This window comes from Halomonas sp. HNIBRBA4712 (assembly GCF_043558675.1).
GTDB lineage: Bacteria > Pseudomonadota > Gammaproteobacteria > Pseudomonadales > Halomonadaceae > Vreelandella.
The window spans coordinates 97874-117962 of sequence record NZ_JBIFXR010000005.1 but is presented as its reverse complement, the minus strand read 5'-3'; the positions used below and the strand labels follow the sequence as shown (position 1 = coordinate 117962).

At 62.8% G+C, this 20089-nt stretch carries 21 protein-coding genes; 15 read left to right on the top strand and 6 right to left on the bottom strand.

What is annotated here, in order from left to right:
• The first annotated feature begins 215 nt into the window (after positions 1-215).
• From ACGK9R_RS11430 to urtE, 8 genes are all read left to right on the top strand, one after another.
• Positions 216-1217 (top strand): Bug family tripartite tricarboxylate transporter substrate binding protein, encoded by a 1002-nt coding sequence (locus tag ACGK9R_RS11430; protein WP_394581336.1) that lies wholly within the window; start codon positions 216-218, stop codon positions 1215-1217.
• On the top strand, positions 1217-1669 hold the full coding sequence (locus ACGK9R_RS11425; protein WP_394581333.1) for a tripartite tricarboxylate transporter TctB family protein: 453 nt from the start codon (positions 1217-1219) through the stop codon (positions 1667-1669). The genes ACGK9R_RS11430 and ACGK9R_RS11425 overlap by 1 nt, the downstream gene beginning before the upstream one ends.
• On the top strand, positions 1669-3198 hold the full coding sequence (locus ACGK9R_RS11420; protein ID WP_394581331.1) for a tripartite tricarboxylate transporter permease: 1530 nt from the start codon (positions 1669-1671) through the stop codon (positions 3196-3198). The genes ACGK9R_RS11425 and ACGK9R_RS11420 overlap by 1 nt, the downstream gene beginning before the upstream one ends.
• 406 nt (positions 3199-3604) lie before the next feature.
• Positions 3605-4882, top strand: a complete 1278-nt coding sequence (gene urtA, locus ACGK9R_RS11415) for an urea ABC transporter substrate-binding protein (protein ID WP_394581635.1) — start codon at positions 3605-3607, stop codon at positions 4880-4882.
• Between the two features lie 74 nt (positions 4883-4956).
• The gene (gene urtB / locus ACGK9R_RS11410; RefSeq protein WP_394581329.1) at positions 4957-6564 is read left to right on the top strand and encodes an urea ABC transporter permease subunit UrtB; all 1608 of its coding nucleotides are present in this window, start codon (positions 4957-4959) and stop codon (positions 6562-6564) included.
• Between the two features lie 3 nt (positions 6565-6567).
• Complete coding sequence (urtC, locus tag ACGK9R_RS11405) at positions 6568-7704, top strand: urea ABC transporter permease subunit UrtC (protein WP_394581326.1); 1137 nt, start codon at positions 6568-6570, stop codon at positions 7702-7704.
• Positions 7701-8537, top strand: a complete 837-nt coding sequence (gene urtD, locus ACGK9R_RS11400) for an urea ABC transporter ATP-binding protein UrtD (RefSeq protein ID WP_394581324.1) — start codon at positions 7701-7703, stop codon at positions 8535-8537. The genes urtC and urtD overlap by 4 nt, the downstream gene beginning before the upstream one ends.
• Entirely contained in the window at positions 8537-9244 is a 708-nt protein-coding gene (gene urtE, locus ACGK9R_RS11395) for an urea ABC transporter ATP-binding subunit UrtE (RefSeq protein WP_394581322.1), read from the top strand. Before urtD ends, urtE begins: the two co-directional genes overlap by 1 nt.
• A 33-nt stretch (positions 9245-9277) precedes the next feature.
• On the opposite strand, the gene ACGK9R_RS11390 is transcribed toward urtE, so the two are convergent.
• Positions 9278-9742: an RES family NAD+ phosphorylase gene (locus tag ACGK9R_RS11390; RefSeq protein ID WP_394581320.1), complete on the bottom strand. Its 465-nt coding sequence runs from the start codon at positions 9740-9742 to the stop codon at positions 9278-9280.
• Entirely contained in the window at positions 9739-10188 is a 450-nt protein-coding gene (locus ACGK9R_RS11385) for an antitoxin Xre/MbcA/ParS toxin-binding domain-containing protein (protein ID WP_394581318.1), read from the bottom strand. Before ACGK9R_RS11385 ends, ACGK9R_RS11390 begins: the two co-directional genes overlap by 4 nt.
• A 488-nt stretch (positions 10189-10676) precedes the next feature.
• Here ACGK9R_RS11385 and ACGK9R_RS11380 point away from each other — a divergent pair, with 488 nt between their 5' ends.
• The 7 genes from ACGK9R_RS11380 to ureG all read left to right on the top strand — a co-directional run bounded on the left by ACGK9R_RS11380 (position 10677) and on the right by ureG (position 16046).
• Entirely contained in the window at positions 10677-11561 is an 885-nt protein-coding gene (locus tag ACGK9R_RS11380; protein ID WP_394581316.1) for an urease accessory protein UreD, read from the top strand.
• 30 nt (positions 11562-11591) lie between these two features.
• Entirely contained in the window at positions 11592-11894 is a 303-nt protein-coding gene (locus tag ACGK9R_RS11375) for an urease subunit gamma (RefSeq protein WP_394581314.1), read from the top strand.
• Positions 11895-11931: 37 nt separating this feature from the next.
• The gene (locus ACGK9R_RS11370; RefSeq protein WP_394581312.1) at positions 11932-12261 is read left to right on the top strand and encodes an urease subunit beta; all 330 of its coding nucleotides are present in this window, start codon (positions 11932-11934) and stop codon (positions 12259-12261) included.
• Positions 12258-13970, top strand: coding sequence for an urease subunit alpha (ureC, locus tag ACGK9R_RS11365; RefSeq protein ID WP_394581311.1), 1713 nt, complete (start codon positions 12258-12260; stop codon positions 13968-13970). Before ACGK9R_RS11370 ends, ureC begins: the two co-directional genes overlap by 4 nt.
• 201 nt (positions 13971-14171) lie before the next feature.
• Positions 14172-14717 (top strand): urease accessory protein UreE, encoded by a 546-nt coding sequence (gene ureE, locus ACGK9R_RS11360; RefSeq protein ID WP_394581309.1) that lies wholly within the window; start codon positions 14172-14174, stop codon positions 14715-14717.
• Positions 14689-15390, top strand: a complete 702-nt coding sequence (locus tag ACGK9R_RS11355; RefSeq protein WP_394581308.1) for an urease accessory protein UreF — start codon at positions 14689-14691, stop codon at positions 15388-15390. Before ureE ends, ACGK9R_RS11355 begins: the two co-directional genes overlap by 29 nt.
• A gap of 23 nt (positions 15391-15413) precedes the next feature.
• Entirely contained in the window at positions 15414-16046 is a 633-nt protein-coding gene (gene ureG, locus ACGK9R_RS11350) for an urease accessory protein UreG (protein WP_394581306.1), read from the top strand.
• A 243-nt stretch (positions 16047-16289) separates the two neighbouring features.
• Here ureG and fdhD read toward each other — a convergent pair whose 3' ends face one another.
• From fdhD to ACGK9R_RS11330, 4 genes are read right to left on the bottom strand one after another with little or no spacing between them, the layout of a single operon-like run.
• On the bottom strand, positions 16290-17105 hold the full coding sequence (gene fdhD, locus ACGK9R_RS11345) for a formate dehydrogenase accessory sulfurtransferase FdhD (RefSeq protein ID WP_394581304.1): 816 nt from the start codon (positions 17103-17105) through the stop codon (positions 16290-16292).
• Positions 17106-17142: 37 nt separating this feature from the next.
• Entirely contained in the window at positions 17143-18405 is a 1263-nt protein-coding gene (locus tag ACGK9R_RS11340; RefSeq protein WP_394581302.1) for a TRAP transporter large permease, read from the bottom strand.
• Positions 18402-18935, bottom strand: a complete 534-nt coding sequence (locus ACGK9R_RS11335; RefSeq protein WP_394581300.1) for a TRAP transporter small permease — start codon at positions 18933-18935, stop codon at positions 18402-18404. The genes ACGK9R_RS11340 and ACGK9R_RS11335 overlap by 4 nt, the downstream gene beginning before the upstream one ends.
• Positions 18936-18941: 6 nt before the next feature.
• Positions 18942-19940: a TRAP transporter substrate-binding protein gene (locus tag ACGK9R_RS11330; protein WP_394581298.1), complete on the bottom strand. Its 999-nt coding sequence runs from the start codon at positions 19938-19940 to the stop codon at positions 18942-18944.
• Positions 19941-20089 lie beyond the last annotated feature (149 nt).

Below are 20089 nucleotides of genomic sequence, written 5' to 3'. Positions count from 1 at the left end.
GTCGTTTTGAGGGTCGACGAACGCGCGCAGCGAGGGACATTGCGTGGGAAATCATCGACAAAAGGAGTGGACAAAAAGGACAAAATACACATAAAGAACCTTATGTTCTTTATGTGCAAAAGTATTGTTTACGGGGGGAAGGAGGTCCTACTGTTCGCGATGTGGAGTCTAACAAAAAGACGTACCACCCAACAACACTGACACCCGAGAACGCCATGACCCTCACGCCTTCCTTCAAGCATTTAACGCTGTTGGCTCTTCCTCTAACGGCGATCGTTACTTTCAGCAGTACGGCTTTGGCCTTTGAGCCCAGCGGCAAGGTGGAGTGCATCGCACCCTCTGACCCGGGCGGCGGCTGGGACTTTACCTGTCGCAGCGTGGGTAATGTCATGCAGGAACTCGACCTCGTACCAGGCAACGTGCAAACCATTAACATGCCCGGCGCCGGTGGCGGTGTCGCGTTTGCGCATACCGTGAGCCGGCGCGCCGGTAACGAACAAGTGCTGATAGCGGCCTCCACGGCCACCACCACGCGCCTGGCCCAGGGGCAGTTTCCGGGCTTGACGGCGGATCAGGTCAACTGGATCGGCGCGCTGGGGGCGGATTACGGCGTGATCGCCGTGGCCGCCGATTCCGAGTTCAATGATCTCACCGAGCTGATGGATGCGCTCAAGGAGGACCCGCGCAGCGTCAAGTTTGCCGGCGGCAGCGCCAAGGGCGGCTGGGATCATCTCAAGGTGCTGATCGCCGCTCAGGCCGCCGGCATCGAAGACCTTCCCCGCATTGCCTATCTCTCGTACAACAACGGCGGCGAGGCGTTGATTCAGGTGATCGGTGGTCATGTGGACGCCTTTACCGGTGATATTACCGAGGCTCAGGGGTTCATGGAGTCTGGCGACCTGCGCGTTCTGGCGGTGCTTTCGGAAGAGCGCCTGCCCGGCGCCATGGCCGACGTGCCCACTGCCCGAGAGCAGGGCGTCGATGCCGTTGGCCCCAACTGGCGCGGCTTCTACATGCCGGCGGATATCTCCGACGACGCCAAAACGTACTGGACCGATGCCATGGACACGATCTACGAAAGTGAAGAGTGGCAGAACGTCATGGCTCAGAACGGCTTGATGCCTTTTCACATGACCGCCGACGAGTTCGACGCGTTCGTGATGAACCAGATCAGTGAAATCGAACAGCTCTCCAAAGATATCGGGTTGATCCAATAATGACCTTCAACGACCGCATATTCGGGGTCCTGCTGGTCGTGCTGGCCGTCGCGTACGGTTGGGCCGCGACCCGGTTTCCGGAGCCTTTTGGTGGGTCCGAAGCCGTCGGCCCCGATACGTTCCCGACGCTTTTGTCCGTGGTACTGGCGGCGTCCAGCCTGTATCTGATCCTGCGGCCTGATCCGGACAATGCCTGGCCGTGGAGCCGGACCGGTGTCGAGCTGGTCGTTGCCGTCGTGGTGCTGATCTTTTACGCCATGCTCCTCGAGCCGCTGGGCTTCATCATCAGCACGACGCTGGCGGTGGGCACCCTTTGCTGGCGAATGGGCGCTCGCCCGGTCAAGGCCTACCTCACCGGGGCCATGGCCGGCGTGGTGGTGTATTTCTTGTTCAACTTCGCACTGGATCTGGCCTTGCCGCTGGGTCTGTTGTCCTTTTTCGAGGCAAGCTGATGGACACATTGGGTTACCTGATGGATGGGTTTGGCGTTGCCCTGCAGCCCCATAACCTGATGTTTGCCTTGCTGGGGGCCTTTCTGGGCACCTTGATCGGGGCGCTGCCGGGCCTTGGTCCGGCCAACGGAGTGGCTATTCTCATTCCGCTGGCGTTCAGCCTGGGGCTTGCACCGGAAACGGCGCTGATCATGCTGACCTCGGTGTATGCCGGCGCCATGTACGGCGGGCGTATTTCCTCGATACTACTCAATATTCCCGGCGACGAACCGGCCATGATGACGTGTCTTGACGGTTATCCCATGGCGCAAAACGGCAAGGCGTCCGAGGCGCTGGCGATCTCTGCCATCGCCTCCTTCATGGGCAGCCTGCTGGCCACGATCGGGTTGATCTTGCTGGCGCCGCTGCTGGCTAGCTTCGCCTTGACCTTCGGTCCGGCCGAGTACTTCGCGCTCTTCATGCTGGCGTTTGCCACGCTGGGTGGCATTACCGGCAAGAACCCGATCAAGACGGTGGTCGCCGCCTGTCTCGGTCTGATGATCGCCACCGTCGGGATCGATAGTACCGGCGTTCAGCGCTACACCTTTGGCGTTCTCGAGCTCTTTGAAGGCGTCGACTTCATCATTGCGATCGTTGGTCTGTTTGCGATATCCGAGCTGCTGTTCTTCATTGAAGAGCGCGCCGGTCGCGGTAATGAAAAGATGAATATCAACAAGCTGTCGCTGTCCTGGAAGGACATTCGCGGCATTCTGCCCACCAGCGTTCGGGGTGGGTTACTCGGCTTTATCGCAGGCGTGCTGCCGGGGGCCGGTGCCTCGCTGGGAAGTTTCATCAGCTATACCTTCGAAAAGCGCTTGCTGGGCAGCAAGGGATATTTCGGCAAAGGCGACCCGCGCGGTGTGGCCGCGCCCGAAGCCGGTAACAACGGTGCCTCCAGCGGTGCGCTGGTGCCCATGCTGACCCTTGGCGTGCCGGGAAGCGGTACCACCGCGGTATTGCTTGCGATGTTGATCTCGCTGAACGTGACGCCGGGCCCGCTGATGTTCACCCAGAACGCGGACATCGTCTGGGGCGTCATCGCTGCGCTCTTGATCGGTAACTTCCTGCTGCTGATTCTCAATATTCCGCTGGTAGGCATCTTCGTCAAGCTGCTCTCCGTTCCTCCGATGTATCTGCTGCCGATCGTCACCATGGTGGCCTTCGTGGGAATTTACTCGATCAGCAACACCACCTTTGATCTGTACTTCATGGTGGCTTTTGGCGTGGCGGGCTATATCCTGCGTAAGCTCGAAATTCCGCTGGTACCGGTGATTCTGGGTCTATTGCTGGGCCCGGAGATGGAGAAGAACCTGCGCCATGCCATGGAAATTTCCGATGGCGACTGGATGATTCTGTGGGATAGCGGCCTGGCGATCGGCCTGTGGGCGTTTGCCGGTTTGGGGTTGATTCTGCCCTACGTGCTGGGTCCGCTGCTGCGTCGCGGAATGAGTAAAAAGCCGCCGACCGAGGGTACGCCGGAAAGCGATTGATTCTTTCGTTCGAAAGGCCAGACAAGCGGGGCGTCGATACCAGTCGGCGCCCCGCTTGTTTATGGCGCCGTATTTTGAAAGTAAATGCATGCTAATGGTGCGCGTGATCGTATTAGTGCAGGCTACTTGCCCGTCGCGGCAAAAACCTCGCGCGCTTTTAGTGCGCAGGCGCCGTTCACCATTTCAAGGATGTTTTTTAACTCTTTGATTTATAAATTATAAAAATTGGATGTTCCAGAGTGGCGCAATACTTGCTGAATCATTGAGCTAGTGGTCATCGGGCTCCAGCGCTCGATAGGGCTCAATAACAATCCCCGCGCAAGGGGGCAAGGAGATTCACGTGGTCCATCCAACGTACAATGCGCTCTCCCGCCGTTTCGTCACCGCCCTTATCGCCGCCGCCGTGATGGGCGTGGGCACCCAGGCCGTCGCCCAGGAGAACGATCCCATCAAGGTCGGCATTCTCCACTCGCTTTCAGGCACCATGGCGATCAGCGAGTCGACACTCAAGGACACCGTCGAGATGCTCATCGCCCAGCAGAACGAAGCGGGTGGTCTGTTGGGCCGTGACCTGGAAGCGGTAGTGGTCGACCCGGCCTCCAACTGGCCGCTGTTCGCCGAGCGCGCCCGGGAGCTGCTCGCCCAGGAAGAGGTGGACGTGGTGTTCGGCAACTGGACCTCGGTGTCGCGCAAGGCGGTGCTGCCGGTGTTCGAGGAGCTCAACGGCCTGCTCTTCTACCCGGTGCAGTACGAAGGCGAGGAGTCCTCCGAGAACGTCTTCTACACCGGGGCGGCGCCCAACCAGCAGGCGATTCCGGCGGTGGATTATCTGGCCAACGAGGTCGGCATCGAGCGCTTTGCGCTGATCGGTACCGACTACGTCTATCCGCGCACCACCAACCGCATTCTCGAGGCTTACCTCAAGGATGAGTACGGCGTGACGGAAGAGGACATCATGGTCAACTACACCCCCTTCGGCCACTCGGACTGGCAGAACATCGTCTCGGAAATCCGCCGCTTCGGCGAAGAGGGCAAGCCCACGGCGGTGGTCTCGACCATCAACGGCGACGCCAACGTGCCGTTCTACCGCGAGCTTGCCAACCAGGGGATCGACGCCGCGGACATTCCGGTCATCGCTTTCTCGGTGGGCGAGCAGGAGCTTTCCGGTATCGACACCGGTCCGCTGGTCGGTCACCTGGCCGCCTGGAACTACTTCATGAGCGTGGACACCGACGAGAACTACGACTTCATCGACGCCTGGCTCGACTGGACCGGCGACGAAGAGGCGGTGACCAACGACCCGATGGAGGCCCATTTTATTGGCTTCAACATGTGGGCGGAAGCGGTGCGCAAGGCGGGCACCACGGACGTCGACGCGGTGAAGGACGCGATCATCGGCGTCACCGTGCCGAACCTTTCCGGCGGCTATGCGGCGATGATGCCTAATCATCACATCACCAAGCCGGTGCTGATCGGCGAGGTGCAGGACAACGGCCAGTTCGACATCGTCTGGCAGACGCCCTCGACGGTCGCCGGCGACGCCTGGTCCGACTTCCTGCCCGGCTCGCGCGATCTGATCGCGGACTGGCGCAAGCCCATGGAGTGCGGCAACTTCAACGTCGTCAACGGCTCGTGTGGTGGTAGCACCGCAGTAGAAGAAGCCGAAGCGGCACTCGCCGAGTAACGCTCCACCCCTTGCCGCCGCCCGGCGGCAAGGGAGCACGCTGTCTCTTCACCTCTTTTCAAAGGAACAACCCCATGAGGCGCTTCCTTTCCAAGGCATTCGTGTGCGCGCTCCTGCTGGGCCTGCTGCCCGCAGCACTAGCCCAGACCGACGCTCCGCCGACCGAGGATGCGGGCTATTCATTGCTCGACACTCTGGACGCCGACTCCTACCGCGACAAGGGCGAAGCGATCACCGCCATTTTGCAAAGCGACGACGACCGCGCCCGTGAGTGGCTCCAGGCGCTGCTCGACGGCCGCCTGCAGCGCACGGACGACGGCCGCTTCGTGGTCGTGCTGAACAATACCGGGCGCCACTGGCCCGTCGAGGACGCGCTGAGCGGCGAGCCGCTGGGCGAAATGTCGCGCCGCGAACTCGACCGCATCGGCATCAACAACGCGCTGCGAAACCAGCTGCGAAGCGCCATCGCCGTGGTGGATCTCTACTCACCCAACGTCGAGCGCCGGCGCACCTCCGCCGACCGGCTGCTGGGCGAGGTGGACGACGAGCTCTTCGACACACTGGCGCCCGTCATCGAGGACGCCGAGGACGACTACGTGCGCCGGCGCCTTGAGCAGGCGGTGGCGATCTACCAGGCGGAAAACGGCGAGATGGATGGCGTCGAGGCGCTCCGGGGTAGCCTTCACCCGCGTGCCCGGGTAGCGCTCAACCGCGCCGCCAACGCCGAGAACCCGGCGGTGGCGGACGCCGCCCGCGCGGCGCTGACGAGCGTCGAGCAGAACCTGAAGATCAACCGCGGCGTCGAGACGCTCTACTTCGGCCTGAGTCTTGGCTCGGTGCTGGTGCTCGCCGCCATTGGCTTGGCGATCACCTTTGGCGTGATGGGTGTGATCAACATGGCCCACGGCGAGCTGATGATGCTCGGCGCCTACACCACCTGGATGATGCAGCAGCTGTTGCCCGGCCAGCCCGGCCTTGCGCTGCTGCTCTCGATCCCGTCGGGCTTTCTGGTCGCCGCCCTTGCCGGTATCGCCATCGAGCGCAGCGTGATTCAGTTTCTCAAGGGCCGCCCGCTGGAGACGCTACTGGCGACCTTCGGCATCAGCCTGATCTTGCAGCAGCTGGTGCGCACGGTGATCTCGCCGCTCAACCGCACGGTGGTGACCCCTGAGTGGATGAGCGGGTCGCTCGTCATCAACGATGCGCTGTCGTTAACGCTCAACCGCTTGTTTGTGATGGGCTTTGCGCTCTTCGTGTTTGCGGCGCTGATGCTGGTGATGCGCCGCACGCGCCTTGGCCTCGAGGTGCGCGCGGTGACGCAGAACCGCGCCATGGCGCGCTCGATGGGCATTCGCGCCACCCGCGTGGATATCCTCACGTTTGCACTCGGCTCCGGGGTGGCCGGGCTTGCCGGTGTGGCGCTTTCGCAGCTCACCAACGTCGGGCCGAACCTGGGCCAGAGCTACATCATCGACTCCTTCATGGTGGTGGTGTTCGGCGGCGTGGGCAACCTGTGGGGCACGCTGGTGGCGGGGCTGTCGCTTGGGGTGATCAACCAGGTCCTCGAACCCTGGGCGGGGGCGGTATTGGCCAAGATCATCGTGCTGGTGTTCATCATCCTGTTCATTCAAAAGCGCCCGCGGGGACTCTTCCCGCAGAAGGGCCGCGCGGCGGAGGGCTAATCGATGACGCCATCGCAATCGACTCGTTTCTGGCTGCTGCGCCCCTTCGGCGAGCGCACCACCCAGCTTTTCCTCGGCGTGCTGCTGGCCGCCCTTGCGCTCGTGACCGTGCTGCACGTGGTCGTACCTCAGGGCCATCCGCTGCATGTGAACGCTTACACCGTGAACCTGTTCGGCAAGTACTTGAGCTACGCGCTGCTCGCCGTGGCGGTGGATCTGGTGTGGGGGTATCTGGGCATTCTGAGCCTCGGCCACGGCGCGTTCTTCGCCATTGGCGGCTACGCCATGGGTATGTATCTGATGCGCCAGATCGGCGACCGCGGCACCTACGGCCATCCGGTGCTGCCGGACTTCATGGTGTTTCTCAACTGGGAGAGCCTGCCCTGGTATTGGCAGGGCTTCGACATGGCCTGGTTCGCGTTTGCCATGGTGCTGATCGCGCCGGGTCTTCTGGCGCTGGTGTTCGGCTTTCTGGCGTTTCGCTCGCGGGTGACCGGAGTGTATCTCTCGATCATTACTCAGGCGCTCACCTTCGCGCTGATGCTGGCGTTCTTTCGCAACGAGATGGGCTTTGGCGGCAACAACGGGCTGACGGATTTTCGCGAGATTCTCGGCTTCAACCTGAGAAGCAGCGATACGCGCCTGGGGCTCTTTCTGGCCTCCGGGGTGGCGCTGGCGCTCGGGTATCTTCTCTGCCGGGCGATCGTCACCAGCAAGCTTGGCCGGGTGTGCGTGGCCACCCGCGATGCCGAGGCGCGCACGCGCTTTCTCGGCTACCGGGTCGAGCGCTTTCAGCTCTTCGTCTTCGTGGTCTCGGCGATGCTCGCGGGCGTTGCCGGGGCGCTCTACGTGCCCCAGGTCGGCATCATCAACCCGAGCGAGTTCTCGCCGCTGTTTTCCATCGAGATCGTGCTGTGGGTGGCGCTCGGCGGGCGGGCCACGCTTTACGGCGCGGTCATCGGCGCGATTCTGGTCAACTACGCCAAGACCGTTTTCACCGGCGTGATGCCGGATGCCTGGCTCTTCGCTCTGGGCGGGCTGTTCGTGCTGGTCACGGTGCTTTTGCCCAAGGGCGTGGCGGGGCTTTTCGCTCACCTGCGCCGGCGGCGTGCCACTTACCCACAGGAGGCGAGCGCATGAGCTTCTTGCAAGAGATCAAGAGCCGCGACCGGGTGTTCGACTTCATGACCCCGCGGACTTCCAGCGTCGACGTGCGCCACGGCCCGATTCTCTACATGGAGGACGTCACCGTCAGCTTCGACGGCTTCAAGGCGATCAACAACCTGAACCTCACCATCGACGACGGTGAGCTTCGCTGCATCATCGGCCCCAACGGCGCGGGCAAGACCACCATGATGGACATCATCACCGGCAAGACCCGGCCCAACCAGGGCAGCGTCTGGTTCGGCAGCCGCCATAACCTTCTGCAGATGAACGAGCCGGAGATCGCAAGTTTGGGCATCGGGCGCAAGTTCCAGAAGCCCACGGTGTTCGAGGCGCTCAGCGTGTTCGAGAACCTGGAGCTCGCCATGGCGGCGGACAAGCGCATTCTGCCGACGCTGACCGCGCGCCTGACCGGCGAGATCAAGGATCGCATCGACGAGGTGTTGGAAACCGTCGGCTTGAGCACGCTTCGCTTCCAACCGGCGGGGATTCTCTCTCACGGCCAGAAGCAGTGGCTCGAAATCGGCATGCTCCTGATGCAGCGCCCGCGCCTTCTGCTGGTCGACGAACCCGTAGCGGGCATGACCGAGCAGGAGATGGAGCGCACCGCCGAGCTCTTGACGCGCCTGGCCGGCAAGCAGTCGGTCGTGGTGGTCGAGCACGACATGGGCTTCGTGCGCTCGATCGCGCGCAAGGTCACGGTGCTGCACCAGGGCAGCGTGCTGGCGGAAGGCAGCATGGATCAGGTGTCGAGCGACCCGAAAGTGGTCGAGGTGTACCTGGGCGCGGACGACGAGGAGATGGCCTGATGCTCGCAATCGAAAAGCTCAACCAGTTCTACGGCGAAAGCCACACCCTGTGGGATCTCGATCTCGACGTATCCAAGGGGCAGTGCACCTGCGTAATGGGGCGCAACGGCGTGGGCAAGACCACGCTGATGAAAGCGATCATGGGCGAGGTCGCGGTGAAAAGCGGCGCTCTTCGATTCCAGGCGGAAGGCGGCGAGATCGAGCTGACCCAAAAGGCGATCGAGGCGCGCTCGCGCATGGGCATCGGTTTTGTGCCCCAAGGGCGGCAGATTTTTCCGCTGCTCACGGTGGAGGAGAACCTGCGCACCGGGCTTGCTGCCCGCGGTGACGGGCTCAAGAAGATTCCCGAACGTATCTACGAGCTCTTCCCGGTCCTCAAGGAGATGAAGCACCGTCGCGGCGGTGATCTCTCCGGCGGCCAGCAACAACAGCTCGCCATCGGCCGCGCGTTGGTGATCGAGCCGAAGCTATTGATTCTAGACGAGCCGGGCGAGGGCATTCAGCCCAATATCGTCACCCAGATCGGCCAGGTGATCCGCCAGCTGATCGAGGAGGACGGCCTGACAGTGCTGCTCGTCGAGCAAAAACTGCCCTTTGCCAGAAAGTACGCCGACCGCTTCGTGATCATGGACCGCGGCCGCCCGGTGGCGAAAGGTGAAATCAGCGAGCTATCTCAGGAGCTGATCAAGCAGCATCTGACGGTGTGAGTTATCCACACCGGGTTCATGGCGCTGCTGTGTTTACAGCCGTGAATCGGGATGAAAAGAAAGTGTTTCGGCCGTTGCGACAACCTGATCGAACAGCGGGTGCTTGGGGTTGAGCAGGTAATTGAGCTCTCGAGGAACGACGGTGCTGGGTAGCGCCAACGCCAGGCTCTGGTTCGAGGCCAGCCATCCATCGCCAAGCTCCGCCGTTTCTGCCGGGGCGGGCGCTTCCTGCCAGTTGGCCGGCAGGTCTTCGACAGCTACGCTCAGGATGCTGTCGGCAGGTAGCGTCAGGCGTATCAGCGCGTAGGCGTTCAAAAGGCGGTAGCTCTCAAGGTGTACCATGACTTCGAGCAGCGCCAGCGACTCGGAACTCGCCACATAGATGCAGGCCTTGCCGGGGCTGTTCCAGCGTCCGCCATAAAGCCGCGCGCCTTCGCCATCAAAGGCATTCTCCTGGTATTTGCGTTTTACCAGCCGGTAGGCATGAATCTCGCTCACGCCATGACCCCATGCTCCAGCCGCCCGATCAGGTTTAGCACCGTCTGATACTCGGCAGAGGTGGCGCTCATTTCCACTGGTAAACGCCCTCCGAGCCCTTTGTTAGGCTTGAGCAGCCAGGAACGCGCCTGCTCGGCATCCCCTTCGAAAAGATCCAGCGCCGCCTTGTAAAGCTCCGCAAAGCGGTAAAGCCGGTCGCTTTCTGCCATTTTGAACCGACCCGTTTTAGCGCGACGGCTCAGCGTCGCTGGGGCGATGTCGACATAGCGCGCCAGGGTTTTCTGCTCGATGCCCGATATTTTGGCGAGCTGAGGATACACCCGGTACGCCACGCCTTCATGCAGCAGCTCGTGGAGCTTACGCCCGCGAGCGGGCAAGCCGACCTCGTGCCAAAAACCGGCGGCCACTGCTTTTGGAGGTTGGTATTGGCTGAAATGCAGGCCCATGGTTGTCTCTTTTGATAATTAGTAATTCTATCATTTGATATATACGGTTGTGAGCTTATCGTCAAGTTGAGGTTAAAACGTTCTTACCCTGGGCAGCTTAATCGTTGCACAGGATTCGATATCTTGCCTCATGGAAAGGCTGCGTCCGCCATGAGGCGGACGCTTTGCGGCCTAAGTCGGCGCTTAAAAACGCAGGTCCGCGCGCGCCCAGACCATGCGGCCATGCTCATTGATGCCGATTTCAAGATCGGCGGGGTTCAGGTGATTGGTAGGCGGTATAGCCCCCTCCTATTTCTGCACCATGCTGGTGCTTTTGGGATGTTGATGGTGACTTTTTGGTGCGTAACCTGTGATGAATGTGCACTTCTGGCGCCTCCGCAGTACCTCAAATAGCCCGTGGTGCGGTTGTTGAGAGGCTGTTCACCATTTTGGCGCACTCCTTGCATTTGAAGCGGTAACTACTTTTAGCAAGGACGCGACCGCGTTTTATGACCTTCTGCGATACCGCCAGCCCCCCGGTGGCGTCAGGCCACCGCTTCGACGATCAGCGCCGCTGGGCGGCGCGGCTTTCGCTGCGCTTTGCCCGGCGCGACGAGGCCACGCGGCTGGTTCAGGCCCGCCATCACGGGCCGCTGCGCGTCCAGCGGCCTTTTTATCCGGAAGGCCGCAGTGAGGCCTGCCATGTCTACGTTCTGCACCCGCCAGGAGGGCTGGTCAGCGGTGATGCGTTGGAGATCTCCGCCCACGTGGAACAGGGCGCCCACGCGCTTCTGACCACCCCCGCCGCCAACAAGCTCTACAAGGCAGACAGCCAGGGTGTGGCCTGGACCCAGCGCACGAAGCTTACCGTGGAGGAGGGTGCGGTGCTCGAGTGGCTGCCCCAGGAGACCATCGCCTTCGATGGCTCGAAGGGCGAGCAGCACACTGAGATTGCACTATACGGCAGCGCTCGCTGTTTGGGGTGGGAGGTCATGGCGCTGGGCCGCCCGGCCAGTGCGCTTCCTTTTGTTTCTGGCCGCATCGAGCAGCGCTTTCGTCTAACGCTCGATGGCAAACCGCTATGGCTCGAACGCCAGCCGCTGGACCCGAAGCACCCGCGCTTCGTGGGCCGCTGGGGCCAAGGTGGGGCGAGCGTGCAGGCCACGCTCTGGGCGGTAGGGCTTGCCGATACGCCAGCTGCCATCGAAGCGCTGCGCGAACATTTGCCAGCCAGTGCGCGCTGGGCGGTTACCGCCCGCCACGGCGTTTTACTGCTGCGCTATTTGGGCAACGCGCGCAATGAAGCCTGGGCGCTATGCGAGCAGGCCTGGCAGCTTCTGCGCCCGTTGCTGATCGACCGCGAGGCGCACACGCCGCGTATCTGGTTGACCTGACCGTTTATCGATTTTTGAGAGGATGTGCCCATGGAACTGACCCCGAGAGACAAGGACAAGCTGTTGCTCTTCTCCGCCGCGCAGCTGGCCGAGCGCCGCCGCGCGCGCGGCTTGAAGCTCAACTACCCGGAAGCCGTAGCGTTGATCAGCTTCGAGATCATGGAGGGTGCGCGCGACGGCCGAAGCGTCGCCGACCTCATGAGCTTCGGTCGCGAGATTCTGACGCGCGACGACGTGATGGAGGGAGTGGCCGAGTTAGTCGACGAAGTGCAGGTGGAAGCGACCTTCCCCGATGGCACCAAGCTCGTCACCGTGCATACGCCGATTGTGTGAGTCGTGAAGGGTGAGTCGTAAACAACAGGAGCACGTCATGATTCCGGGTGAGTACCAGTTGAAAGAGGGCGAGATCGAGCTTTGCGCAGGCCGCGAGCGGATCACGGTAGAGGTCGCCAACACCGGCGATAGGCCGATTCAGATCGGCTCCCACTACCACTTTGCCGAGGCCAACCCGGCGTTGATCTTCGACCGTGAAAAGAGTCGTGGCTTTCGCCTAGACGTGGCAGCAGGCACAGCGATTCGCTTCGAACCCGGCCAGAGCCGTGAAGTGACGCTGATCCCCTTCGTCGGCAAACGCTCGATTTTTGGTTTTCGCGGTGACGTGATGGGGCCTCTGGATAGCGCAAAGGAAGATGACCAATGACCACCAACAAGATCAGCCGTCGCGCCTACGCCGATATGTACGGCCCCACGGTGGGCGACCGCGTGCGCCTGGGCGACACCGAGATTTGGATCGAAGTAGAGCAGGATGCCACCCACTACGGCGAGGAGGTGAAATTCGGCGGCGGTAAGGTGATCCGCGATGGCCAGGGCCAGAGCCAGCGCGCCGATGCCAGCGTGATGGATACCGTGATCACCAACGCGCTGATCCTCGACTGGTGGGGCATCGTCAAGGCGGATGTGGGCCTGAAAGCCGGGCGAATTGCGGCGATCGGCAAGGCGGGCAACCCGGATACCCAGCCGGACGTCGAGATCGTCATTGGCCCCGGCACCGAGGTCATCGCCGGCGAGGGCAAGATCCTCACCGCCGGCGGTATCGACGCCCACATCCACTTCATCTGCCCTCAGCAGGTAGAGGAGGCGCTGATGAGCGGCGTGACCACCATGCTCGGCGGCGGCACGGGGCCTGCTACCGGCTCGAACGCGACCACCTGTACGCCTGGCGATTGGCATATCGGCAAGATGCTCCAGGCGATGGACGAGCTGCCGATGAACATCGGCCTGCTCGGTAAGGGTAACGCCAGCCTTCCGGAAGGGCTGGAGGCGCAGATCGAGGCCGGCGCCATGGGGCTCAAGCTCCACGAGGATTGGGGCACCACGCCCGCTTCGATCGACACCTGCCTGAGCGTTGCCGAAAAGTACGATGTTCAGATCGCGATCCACACCGATACGCTGAACGAATCCGGCTTCGTCGAGGACACGCTCGCCGCGTTCAAGGAGCGCGGCATTCACACCTACCACACCGAAGGGGCGGGCGGCGGCCACGCGCCGGACATCCTCACCGCCTGCTCGAAATCCTACGTGCTGCCGTCCTCCACCAACCCGACGCGCCCCTACACGGTCAACACCATCGACGAGCATCTGGATATGCTGATGGTCTGCCACCACCTGGACCCGAACATTCCCGAGGACGTGGCCTTTGCCGATTCGCGCATTCGCCGCGAGACCATCGCCGCCGAGGACATCCTGCACGATCTCGGCGTGATCTCGATGATCGCTTCGGACTCCCAGGCCATGGGGCGGGTGGGCGAAGTGGTCTGCCGCACCTGGCAGACCGCGCACAAGATGAAGCTTCAGCGTGGCCTCTTGCCGGAGGACGAGGCGCTCGGCGCCGACAACCTTCGCGCCAAGCGCTATATCGCCAAGTACACCATCAACCCGGCTATCACCCACGGCATTGCCCATGAAGTGGGCTCGATCGAGGTCGGCAAACTGGCCGATCTGGTGCTGTGGAAACCGGCGTTTTTCGGTGTGAAGCCGTCGCTCATTCTGAAAGGCGGGATGATCGCCGCCGCGCCGATGGGCGATCCCAATGCGTCGATTCCCACGCCCCAGCCGGTGCACTACCGGCCGATGTTCGGCGCCATAGGGCGCGCGGCGAGTCTGACGCGGCTAAGCTTCGTCAGCCAGGCCGCCATCGACGCCGGGCTCAAGGAGCGCCTGGGGCTGCAAAGTACACTGGCAGCGTGCAAAAACGTACGCGGCGTGCGTAAGCAGGACATGAAGCTCAACGACGCCTGCCCGGAACTCACCGTCGACCCTGAAACTTACGAGGTGCGCTGCGACGGCGAGCTACTCACCTGCGAGCCCGCCACCGAGCTTCCGCTGGCGCAGCGGTATCATTTGTTCTGAAGGGTTCTCGCTGCAGGGGGCGCCGGGGGTAGGCCTACGAGAGGGCGCTGTGAATACGTCCCTGTACGCTACTTTTGCCATCTGACCGCCAAGGAGGGCGGGAATGCCGAAAATGTAGGGAACAATTTTCGGCCATGGCAAAAGACCCTCTCTACGGCCTACCCCCGGCACAGCCTTCACGGATCGCATAAGGAAGAGATCATGCTGAAACTGATAGAACGCCTCGGCCCCATCGCCGAAAGCGCCGCCAGCGACACCCTGACGCTGCCCTTCGAGCTGCGCATTCGCGGGCGGCTCAAGGCCGAAAGCGACGCCGGTCAGGCGCTAGGGCTGTTTCTCGACCGCGGCCCGGTGCTGCGCGACGGCGACGGTCTGAAAGCCGAGGATGGTCGCGTAGTGCGGGTGCGCGCCGCCATCGAGCCGGTGGTCACCGCGCGGGTGGCTTCGGGCCTGCCGCTAGCGCGGCTCGCTTACCATCTGGGCAACCGCCACGTGCAGCTGGCACTCGGCGAGGACGAACAGGGCGGCTGGGTGCGCTTCCCGCCGGACCACGTGCTCGAGGAGCTGGCAACGCTTCTGGGCGCGCGTCTTGAACACCACAACGATACCTTCGACCCGGAGCCCGGCGCCTACCAGCAGCTCGGTCACGCCCATGCGCACGACCACGGTCATCACGACGATGAGGCGCAGGGCCTGGAACACGCCCACGCCCATTCGCATGAGCATTCGCACGACCATGGCCACTGAATCCCGGGGCGATCTGGCGCTGCTAGGCCTTTTACAACTGGTCAGCCCGGCGCTGCCGATCGGCGCCTTCGCTTTCTCCCAGGGGCTCGAAAGCGCCTTCGAGCTCGGCTGGGTAAGTGATGAGGAGAGCCTGGCCGAGTGGCTTGCCGGCGTGCTCGACGATGGCCTGGCCCGCTGCGAGCTGCCGGTGATCGCGCGCCTTTATGAGGCGTTCACCCAACGCGACGGCGAAAGCGTGGCCGAGTGGGATGCCTGGCTGGCCGCCACCCGGGAAACCGCGGAGCTTGCCGCCGAGGATGCCAGACTCGGGGCCTCTCTCGGGCGTCTTCTGGGTAGCCTTGCGCTGTTACCGGAAGAGGAGTGGCTGCCGCACCCGGCGGGTTACGTAACGCTTTTCGCTTATACAGCGTTTACACGTGGCGTCAGTTCTCGCCAGGCGATGCTCGGCTTTGGCTGGGCGTGGCTCGAAAACCAGCTGGCGGTGGCCTGCAAGGCGCTGCCGCTGGGTCACACAGCCGCCCAGCGCCTTATCGAGCGGCTACGCCCGGCGCTCTCCAGCGCGGTGGATGAGGCGCTTTCGCTTGATGACGGCGAGCTTGGCCCGGCGCTGCCCGGCGTGGCGCTGGCAAGCGCGCTGCACGAAACCCAGTATTCCCGACTGTTCAGAAGCTGATTCGATCAATACAGGAGAACGAGATGACACACTGTTTACGCGTTGGAGTGGGCGGCCCGGTCGGTTCCGGCAAGACGGCGCTGTTGAAACAGCTCTGCCTTTCGCTGCGCGATCATTACGATATCGCCGTAGTGACCAACGATATTTACACCCGCGAGGATGCGGATTTCCTGCTCAAGCACGACGCGCTCCCGGCAGATCGCATTCTGGGCGTGGAGACCGGCGGCTGCCCGCACACCGCGATTCGCGAGGACGCTTCGATGAACCTGGCGGCGATCGACGAGCTGCAGGCGCGCCACCCGGGGCTCGAGCTGGTGCTGGTGGAGTCCGGCGGTGACAACCTCTCCGCCACCTTCAGCCCGGAGCTTTCCGATCTCACCCTCTACGTGATCGACGTCTCCGCCGGCGACAAGATTCCGCGCAAGGGTGGACCGGGCATCACCAAGTCCGATCTGCTGATCATCAACAAGATCGATATCGCCGAACAGGTGCACGCCTCGCTCGAGGTGATGGAGCGGGACTCGAAAAAGATGCGCGGCGAGCGGCCCTTCGTCTTTACCAACCTTTACGACGGGGTGGGGCTCGAGGAGATCATCCGCTTCATTCTCGACAAGGGGATGCTGGAGGAGCGCCGCGGGCAAAGCGCGAACGCCTGAAAACGGTGAAGCGTTCAAGGAAGAGAAGGGGTTAAAACGTAAAATGGCTGCCCTGGCCAGACGGTTAAATGGTCAGAGCAGCCCAAACGATGTGGTCACATCCTGTCCAACCAGGCCCTTCCTGGGCACCACGGCCTCAGAGTGAACCTCTCACCTTTATGCCGCCTTAATCCACGTTAAGTTTCTTGCTGAATGGCCGCTCGAGCCCGGTCAAACTGCTCAAGTGGCGGCTATTCACGCGTTTCAGGCCGTGGGGCGAGCCGGCTGGTGATAGATCACGTGACGATGGTCGCGAGCAAAGCCGACCAGTAGCAGGTTGGCCGCCTCGGCCTGGCGCACGGCCAGCGCCGTCGCTGCCGAAACGGCGACCAGCGCGCCGATGCCGGCACTGGCGCACTTGTGCACCATTTCGTAGCTGGCGCGGCTCGAGACCAGCACGAAGCCGCTCTCAAAGGCCTCCCTGCTTACTGCGAGCGAGCCGATCAGCTTGTCAAGCGCGTTGTGGCGCCCCACGTCCTCGCGCACACGCTCGATTTCGCCATCCAGCCGGCACCAGGCGGCGCCGTGCACCGCGCCGGTAGCGGCTTTCAGCGGTTGATGCGCAGAAAACGTCGCCAGGGCCCGGGCGATGGCGTCGTCCGTCAGCGCAGGTGCCTTGACCGAGGGAATCGGCCGAATCGCCTGGTCGAGCGCCTCGGTACCGCACAGCCCACAGCCGGTGCGCCCGGTCAGGCTGCGCCGGCGCGCCTTGAGCTCTGCCAAGCGCTGACTGGCAATGGTCAGGTGCACGGCGACGCCGTTGGCCTCTTCCACGATCTCCCAGTCGTAGCACTCGTGCACGTGGGCGATGATGCCCTCGGTGAGGCTGAAACCCAGCGCCATCTCCACGAGATCCGCCGGGCTTGCCATCATCACCGCGTGAGAGATGCCGTTGTAGATCAGCGCTACCGGCACCTCCTCGGCGAGCACGTCCTCGGTGCATTCGCCGTGCCAGCCCTGAGCGTTGCGGCGCACCTCGACCGGCAGGCGGGTGTACGGTGCTTCAGACGGCTCGTTCATGCGACCTCCCTGGCTTTTTCGATAACGCGGCGCCGGATCAGCCTCCCGACCAGCCCATGAAGATCGGCACGTAGACCACCAGCAGCAGCACGCCGATCAAACCCAGCAGATACGGAATGATCGCCCGGGTGATCCGCTCCAGCGGCAGCTGGGTGACCGACGAGGCGACGTACAGGTTGATCGCCACCGGCGGGGTGATCATGCCGATCGAGAGCCCCACCACGATGATCAGCCCGAAGTGGATCGGGTCGATCCCGAGCTGCAGGACCAGCGGCAATAGCACCGGGGTGAGAATGATCAAGGCACTGGCGGTTTCGATGAATACGCCCGTAAGCAAAATGACCGCGACCACCAGCAGCATGATCACCAGCGGGTCGGTCGAAAGCGAGAGCACCGAGGCGGCGATGGCGCCGGGCACCTGCCAGCTCGAGAGCGTCCAGCTCAGCACCGCCGACATGGCGATCACCAGCATGATCACCGCCGTGGTCATCGCCGAGCGGATCAGAAGCCGGTAGGCCTGGGATAGCGTCAGATCACGATAGACGAACAGCGACACTAAAAGCGCGTAGTTCACCGCCACCACGGCGGCCTCGCTAGGCGTAAAAATCCCCGAGAAGATGCCGCCGAGAATGATCACCGGGGTCATCAGCCCCCAGCTCGCCGCCTTGAAGGTGCGCCAGATGGTGGCCGGCGACAGCGGCGTGCCCTTGGGGTACTGGCGCTTGTAGGCCTGCACGATGGCGATCGCCATGAGCCCCAGGCCCATGGCGAGCCCCGGCAGAAAGCCGCTCAGAAACAGCTCGGACACCGACTGCTGGGCGATGACCGCGTAGATGATCATCGGCACCGAGGGCGGAATGACCACCCCGATGGTGCCGCTCGCCGCGATCAAACTCGCCGCGGAGGCCGGCTCATAGCCCTTGCGCTTGAGCTCCGGCACCAGGCTCGAGCCCACCGCCGCGGTGGTCGCCGCCCCGGAGCCGGAGATCGCGGCGAAGAACATGCCCGCCATGACCGAGACGATCGAAAGCCCGCCGCGCAGAAAGCCCACCAGCGAATCGGCAAAGCTCACCAATCGCTCGCTCACCCGGCCCTGGGCCATCAGATCGCCGGCCAGAATGAACATCGGAATGGCCACCAGCGCAAAGGAGTTGATGCCCTGGAACATCTGCTGGGTCACCACCATCAGCGGCACGCCGCCCTGGTAGAGCGCGTAGAGCGAGCTTGCGCCGATGGCGAAGGCGATCGGCACGCCCAGCAGCATGAGCAGGAAAAAGAGCCCGAACAGAAGTAGCGTCATGGTGTCTGCTCCCCCATCGGTTTGCGCGGCTCACCCTCAAGCACGATTTCGCAAAGATCCACCAGCGCGTACCAGGCCATGATCGCAGCACTCACCGGCATCACCGCGTAGACATAGGACATCGGCAGGCGCAGCGACGCGGACTTCTGGAAGCTCTGCACCTGCATGTAGCGATAGCCGATTACGATCAGCGTGATCATGAACGCGATCACCGCCAGCACCGCGATAAAGCGTGCCGCTTGACGAAGCCGCTCCGGCAGGGCGTCGACGGCGAAGGTGACCGCGATATGGTGGCCGCGCTGAAAGGCCAGCGTGCCGGCGAGAAAGGTGATCCAGATCAGCAGAAAGCGAGCGAGCTCCTCGGTCCAGCCCACCGCGGTAAAGAACACCCTTGAGACGATCTGCAGCGTGATCACCACGATCAGCGCGGCCATGCCGATAAAGACGACAGGCTTGAGCACGGCGTCCAGGCCGCGCTCGATAGCGCGAAGAGCGGTTACCACAGGGTCGAGAAACGAAAGCGTCGCCATGGCGGTTTACTCGAGCGCTGCCTGAATGCGCGGCAGGTAGTCGGCGAACTGATCGCCGTAGCGCTCATACACCGGCGCCACGGCTTCGCGGAAGGCGTCGAGATCCGGCGACTCATTGATCTCCATGCCGGCCTCTTTGAGCGAGGCGAGCTGCTCGGTTTCCATCTGCGCGTTCTGCTCACGCGCGTAGGCGGAAGCCTCGACGGCGGCTTCCTGCACCAGCGTCTGTACCTCCTCGGGCAGGGCGTTCCACTTGGGCAAACCCATCACGAACAGCGCCGGCGCGTAGATGTGGCGCGTCATGGTCAGGTAGTCCTGGGTCTCGGCCAGATCGAAGGCGTAGATGGCGTTGATCGGATTCTCCTGGCCGTCGATGGCACCCTGCTGTAGCGCGGTCAGCGCCTCCGTCCAGGCCATCGGCACGGCGTTGGCACCGAGCGTGCGGAAGGTATCGACGTAGACTTCGTTCTCGATCACGCGCAGGCGCAGCCCGTCGAGATCCGCCGGCTCGTTGATCGGGTTGCGGCTATTGGTGATGTTACGAAAGCCGCGCTCGGCAAACGCCAGCCCCTTCAGGTTGGCACCTTCGAGCTGGTCGAGAATCTCCTGACCCACTTCGCCGTCGAGCACTTCATAGGCGTCCTCGGCGGTGGGGAACAGAAACGGCAGCTCGAACACCGAAAACGCATCGACGAAGTTGGCCACCGGACCGTTGGTGATCACGCCCATATCGACGACGCCGATCTGCATGCCCTCCAGCAGCGTACGCTCATCGCCCAGGCTCGCGTTGGGGAAAATCTCGACACTTACCGCACCGTCGCTTCGCTCGCTCAGAATCTCCTGAAAGCGGGTCGCGGCGATGTGGTAGGTGTCGTCGCTGTTGACCACGTGGGCCAGGCGCAGCGAGGTTTGCGGAATCTCGGCGTGGGCGGTGGCCATGCCGAAAAGGCCAGCGGCGGCCAGCGCAAACAGGCGGGTGGTGAGACGAGAAGGGGCGTGTTCCACAGGATCTCCTTGAGAGACGAAGCTGTTTTAATCGTTTGTAGGCGTTTTATCGCCGCAGGCACTTTATCATACCGGCGTCGAACTTCCCTGCTCCTGCCCGCCCGGCGCTTGAGCGCGAGCGGGGTTGGCGGTAGCCTTCAGGGCCCGTG

Bases quoted from the DNA above. Each gene is read 5' to 3' on its own strand.
- ACGK9R_RS11430 (WP_394581336.1), top strand. From the start codon at position 216: ATGACCCTCACGCCTTCCTTCAAGCATTTAACGCTGTTGGCTCTTCCT.
- ACGK9R_RS11425 (WP_394581333.1), top strand. From the start codon at position 1,217: ATGACCTTCAACGACCGCATATTCGGGGTCCTGCTGGTCGTGCTGGCC.
- ACGK9R_RS11420 (WP_394581331.1), top strand. From the start codon at position 1,669: ATGGACACATTGGGTTACCTGATGGATGGGTTTGGCGTTGCCCTGCAG.
- urtA (WP_394581635.1), top strand. From the start codon at position 3,605: ATGGGCGTGGGCACCCAGGCCGTCGCCCAGGAGAACGATCCCATCAAG.
- urtB (WP_394581329.1), top strand. From the start codon at position 4,957: ATGAGGCGCTTCCTTTCCAAGGCATTCGTGTGCGCGCTCCTGCTGGGC.
- urtC (WP_394581326.1), top strand. From the start codon at position 6,568: ATGACGCCATCGCAATCGACTCGTTTCTGGCTGCTGCGCCCCTTCGGC.
- urtD (WP_394581324.1), top strand. From the start codon at position 7,701: ATGAGCTTCTTGCAAGAGATCAAGAGCCGCGACCGGGTGTTCGACTTC.
- urtE (WP_394581322.1), top strand. From the start codon at position 8,537: ATGCTCGCAATCGAAAAGCTCAACCAGTTCTACGGCGAAAGCCACACC.
- ACGK9R_RS11385 (WP_394581318.1), bottom strand. From the start codon at position 10,188: ATGGGCCTGCATTTCAGCCAATACCAACCTCCAAAAGCAGTGGCCGCC.
- ACGK9R_RS11380 (WP_394581316.1), top strand. From the start codon at position 10,677: ATGACCTTCTGCGATACCGCCAGCCCCCCGGTGGCGTCAGGCCACCGC.
- ACGK9R_RS11375 (WP_394581314.1), top strand. From the start codon at position 11,592: ATGGAACTGACCCCGAGAGACAAGGACAAGCTGTTGCTCTTCTCCGCC.
- ACGK9R_RS11370 (WP_394581312.1), top strand. From the start codon at position 11,932: ATGATTCCGGGTGAGTACCAGTTGAAAGAGGGCGAGATCGAGCTTTGC.
- ureC (WP_394581311.1), top strand. From the start codon at position 12,258: ATGACCACCAACAAGATCAGCCGTCGCGCCTACGCCGATATGTACGGC.
- ureE (WP_394581309.1), top strand. From the start codon at position 14,172: ATGCTGAAACTGATAGAACGCCTCGGCCCCATCGCCGAAAGCGCCGCC.
- ACGK9R_RS11355 (WP_394581308.1), top strand. From the start codon at position 14,689: ATGAGCATTCGCACGACCATGGCCACTGAATCCCGGGGCGATCTGGCG.
- ureG (WP_394581306.1), top strand. From the start codon at position 15,414: ATGACACACTGTTTACGCGTTGGAGTGGGCGGCCCGGTCGGTTCCGGC.
- fdhD (WP_394581304.1), bottom strand. From the start codon at position 17,105: ATGAACGAGCCGTCTGAAGCACCGTACACCCGCCTGCCGGTCGAGGTG.
- ACGK9R_RS11340 (WP_394581302.1), bottom strand. From the start codon at position 18,405: ATGACGCTACTTCTGTTCGGGCTCTTTTTCCTGCTCATGCTGCTGGGC.
- ACGK9R_RS11335 (WP_394581300.1), bottom strand. From the start codon at position 18,935: ATGGCGACGCTTTCGTTTCTCGACCCTGTGGTAACCGCTCTTCGCGCT.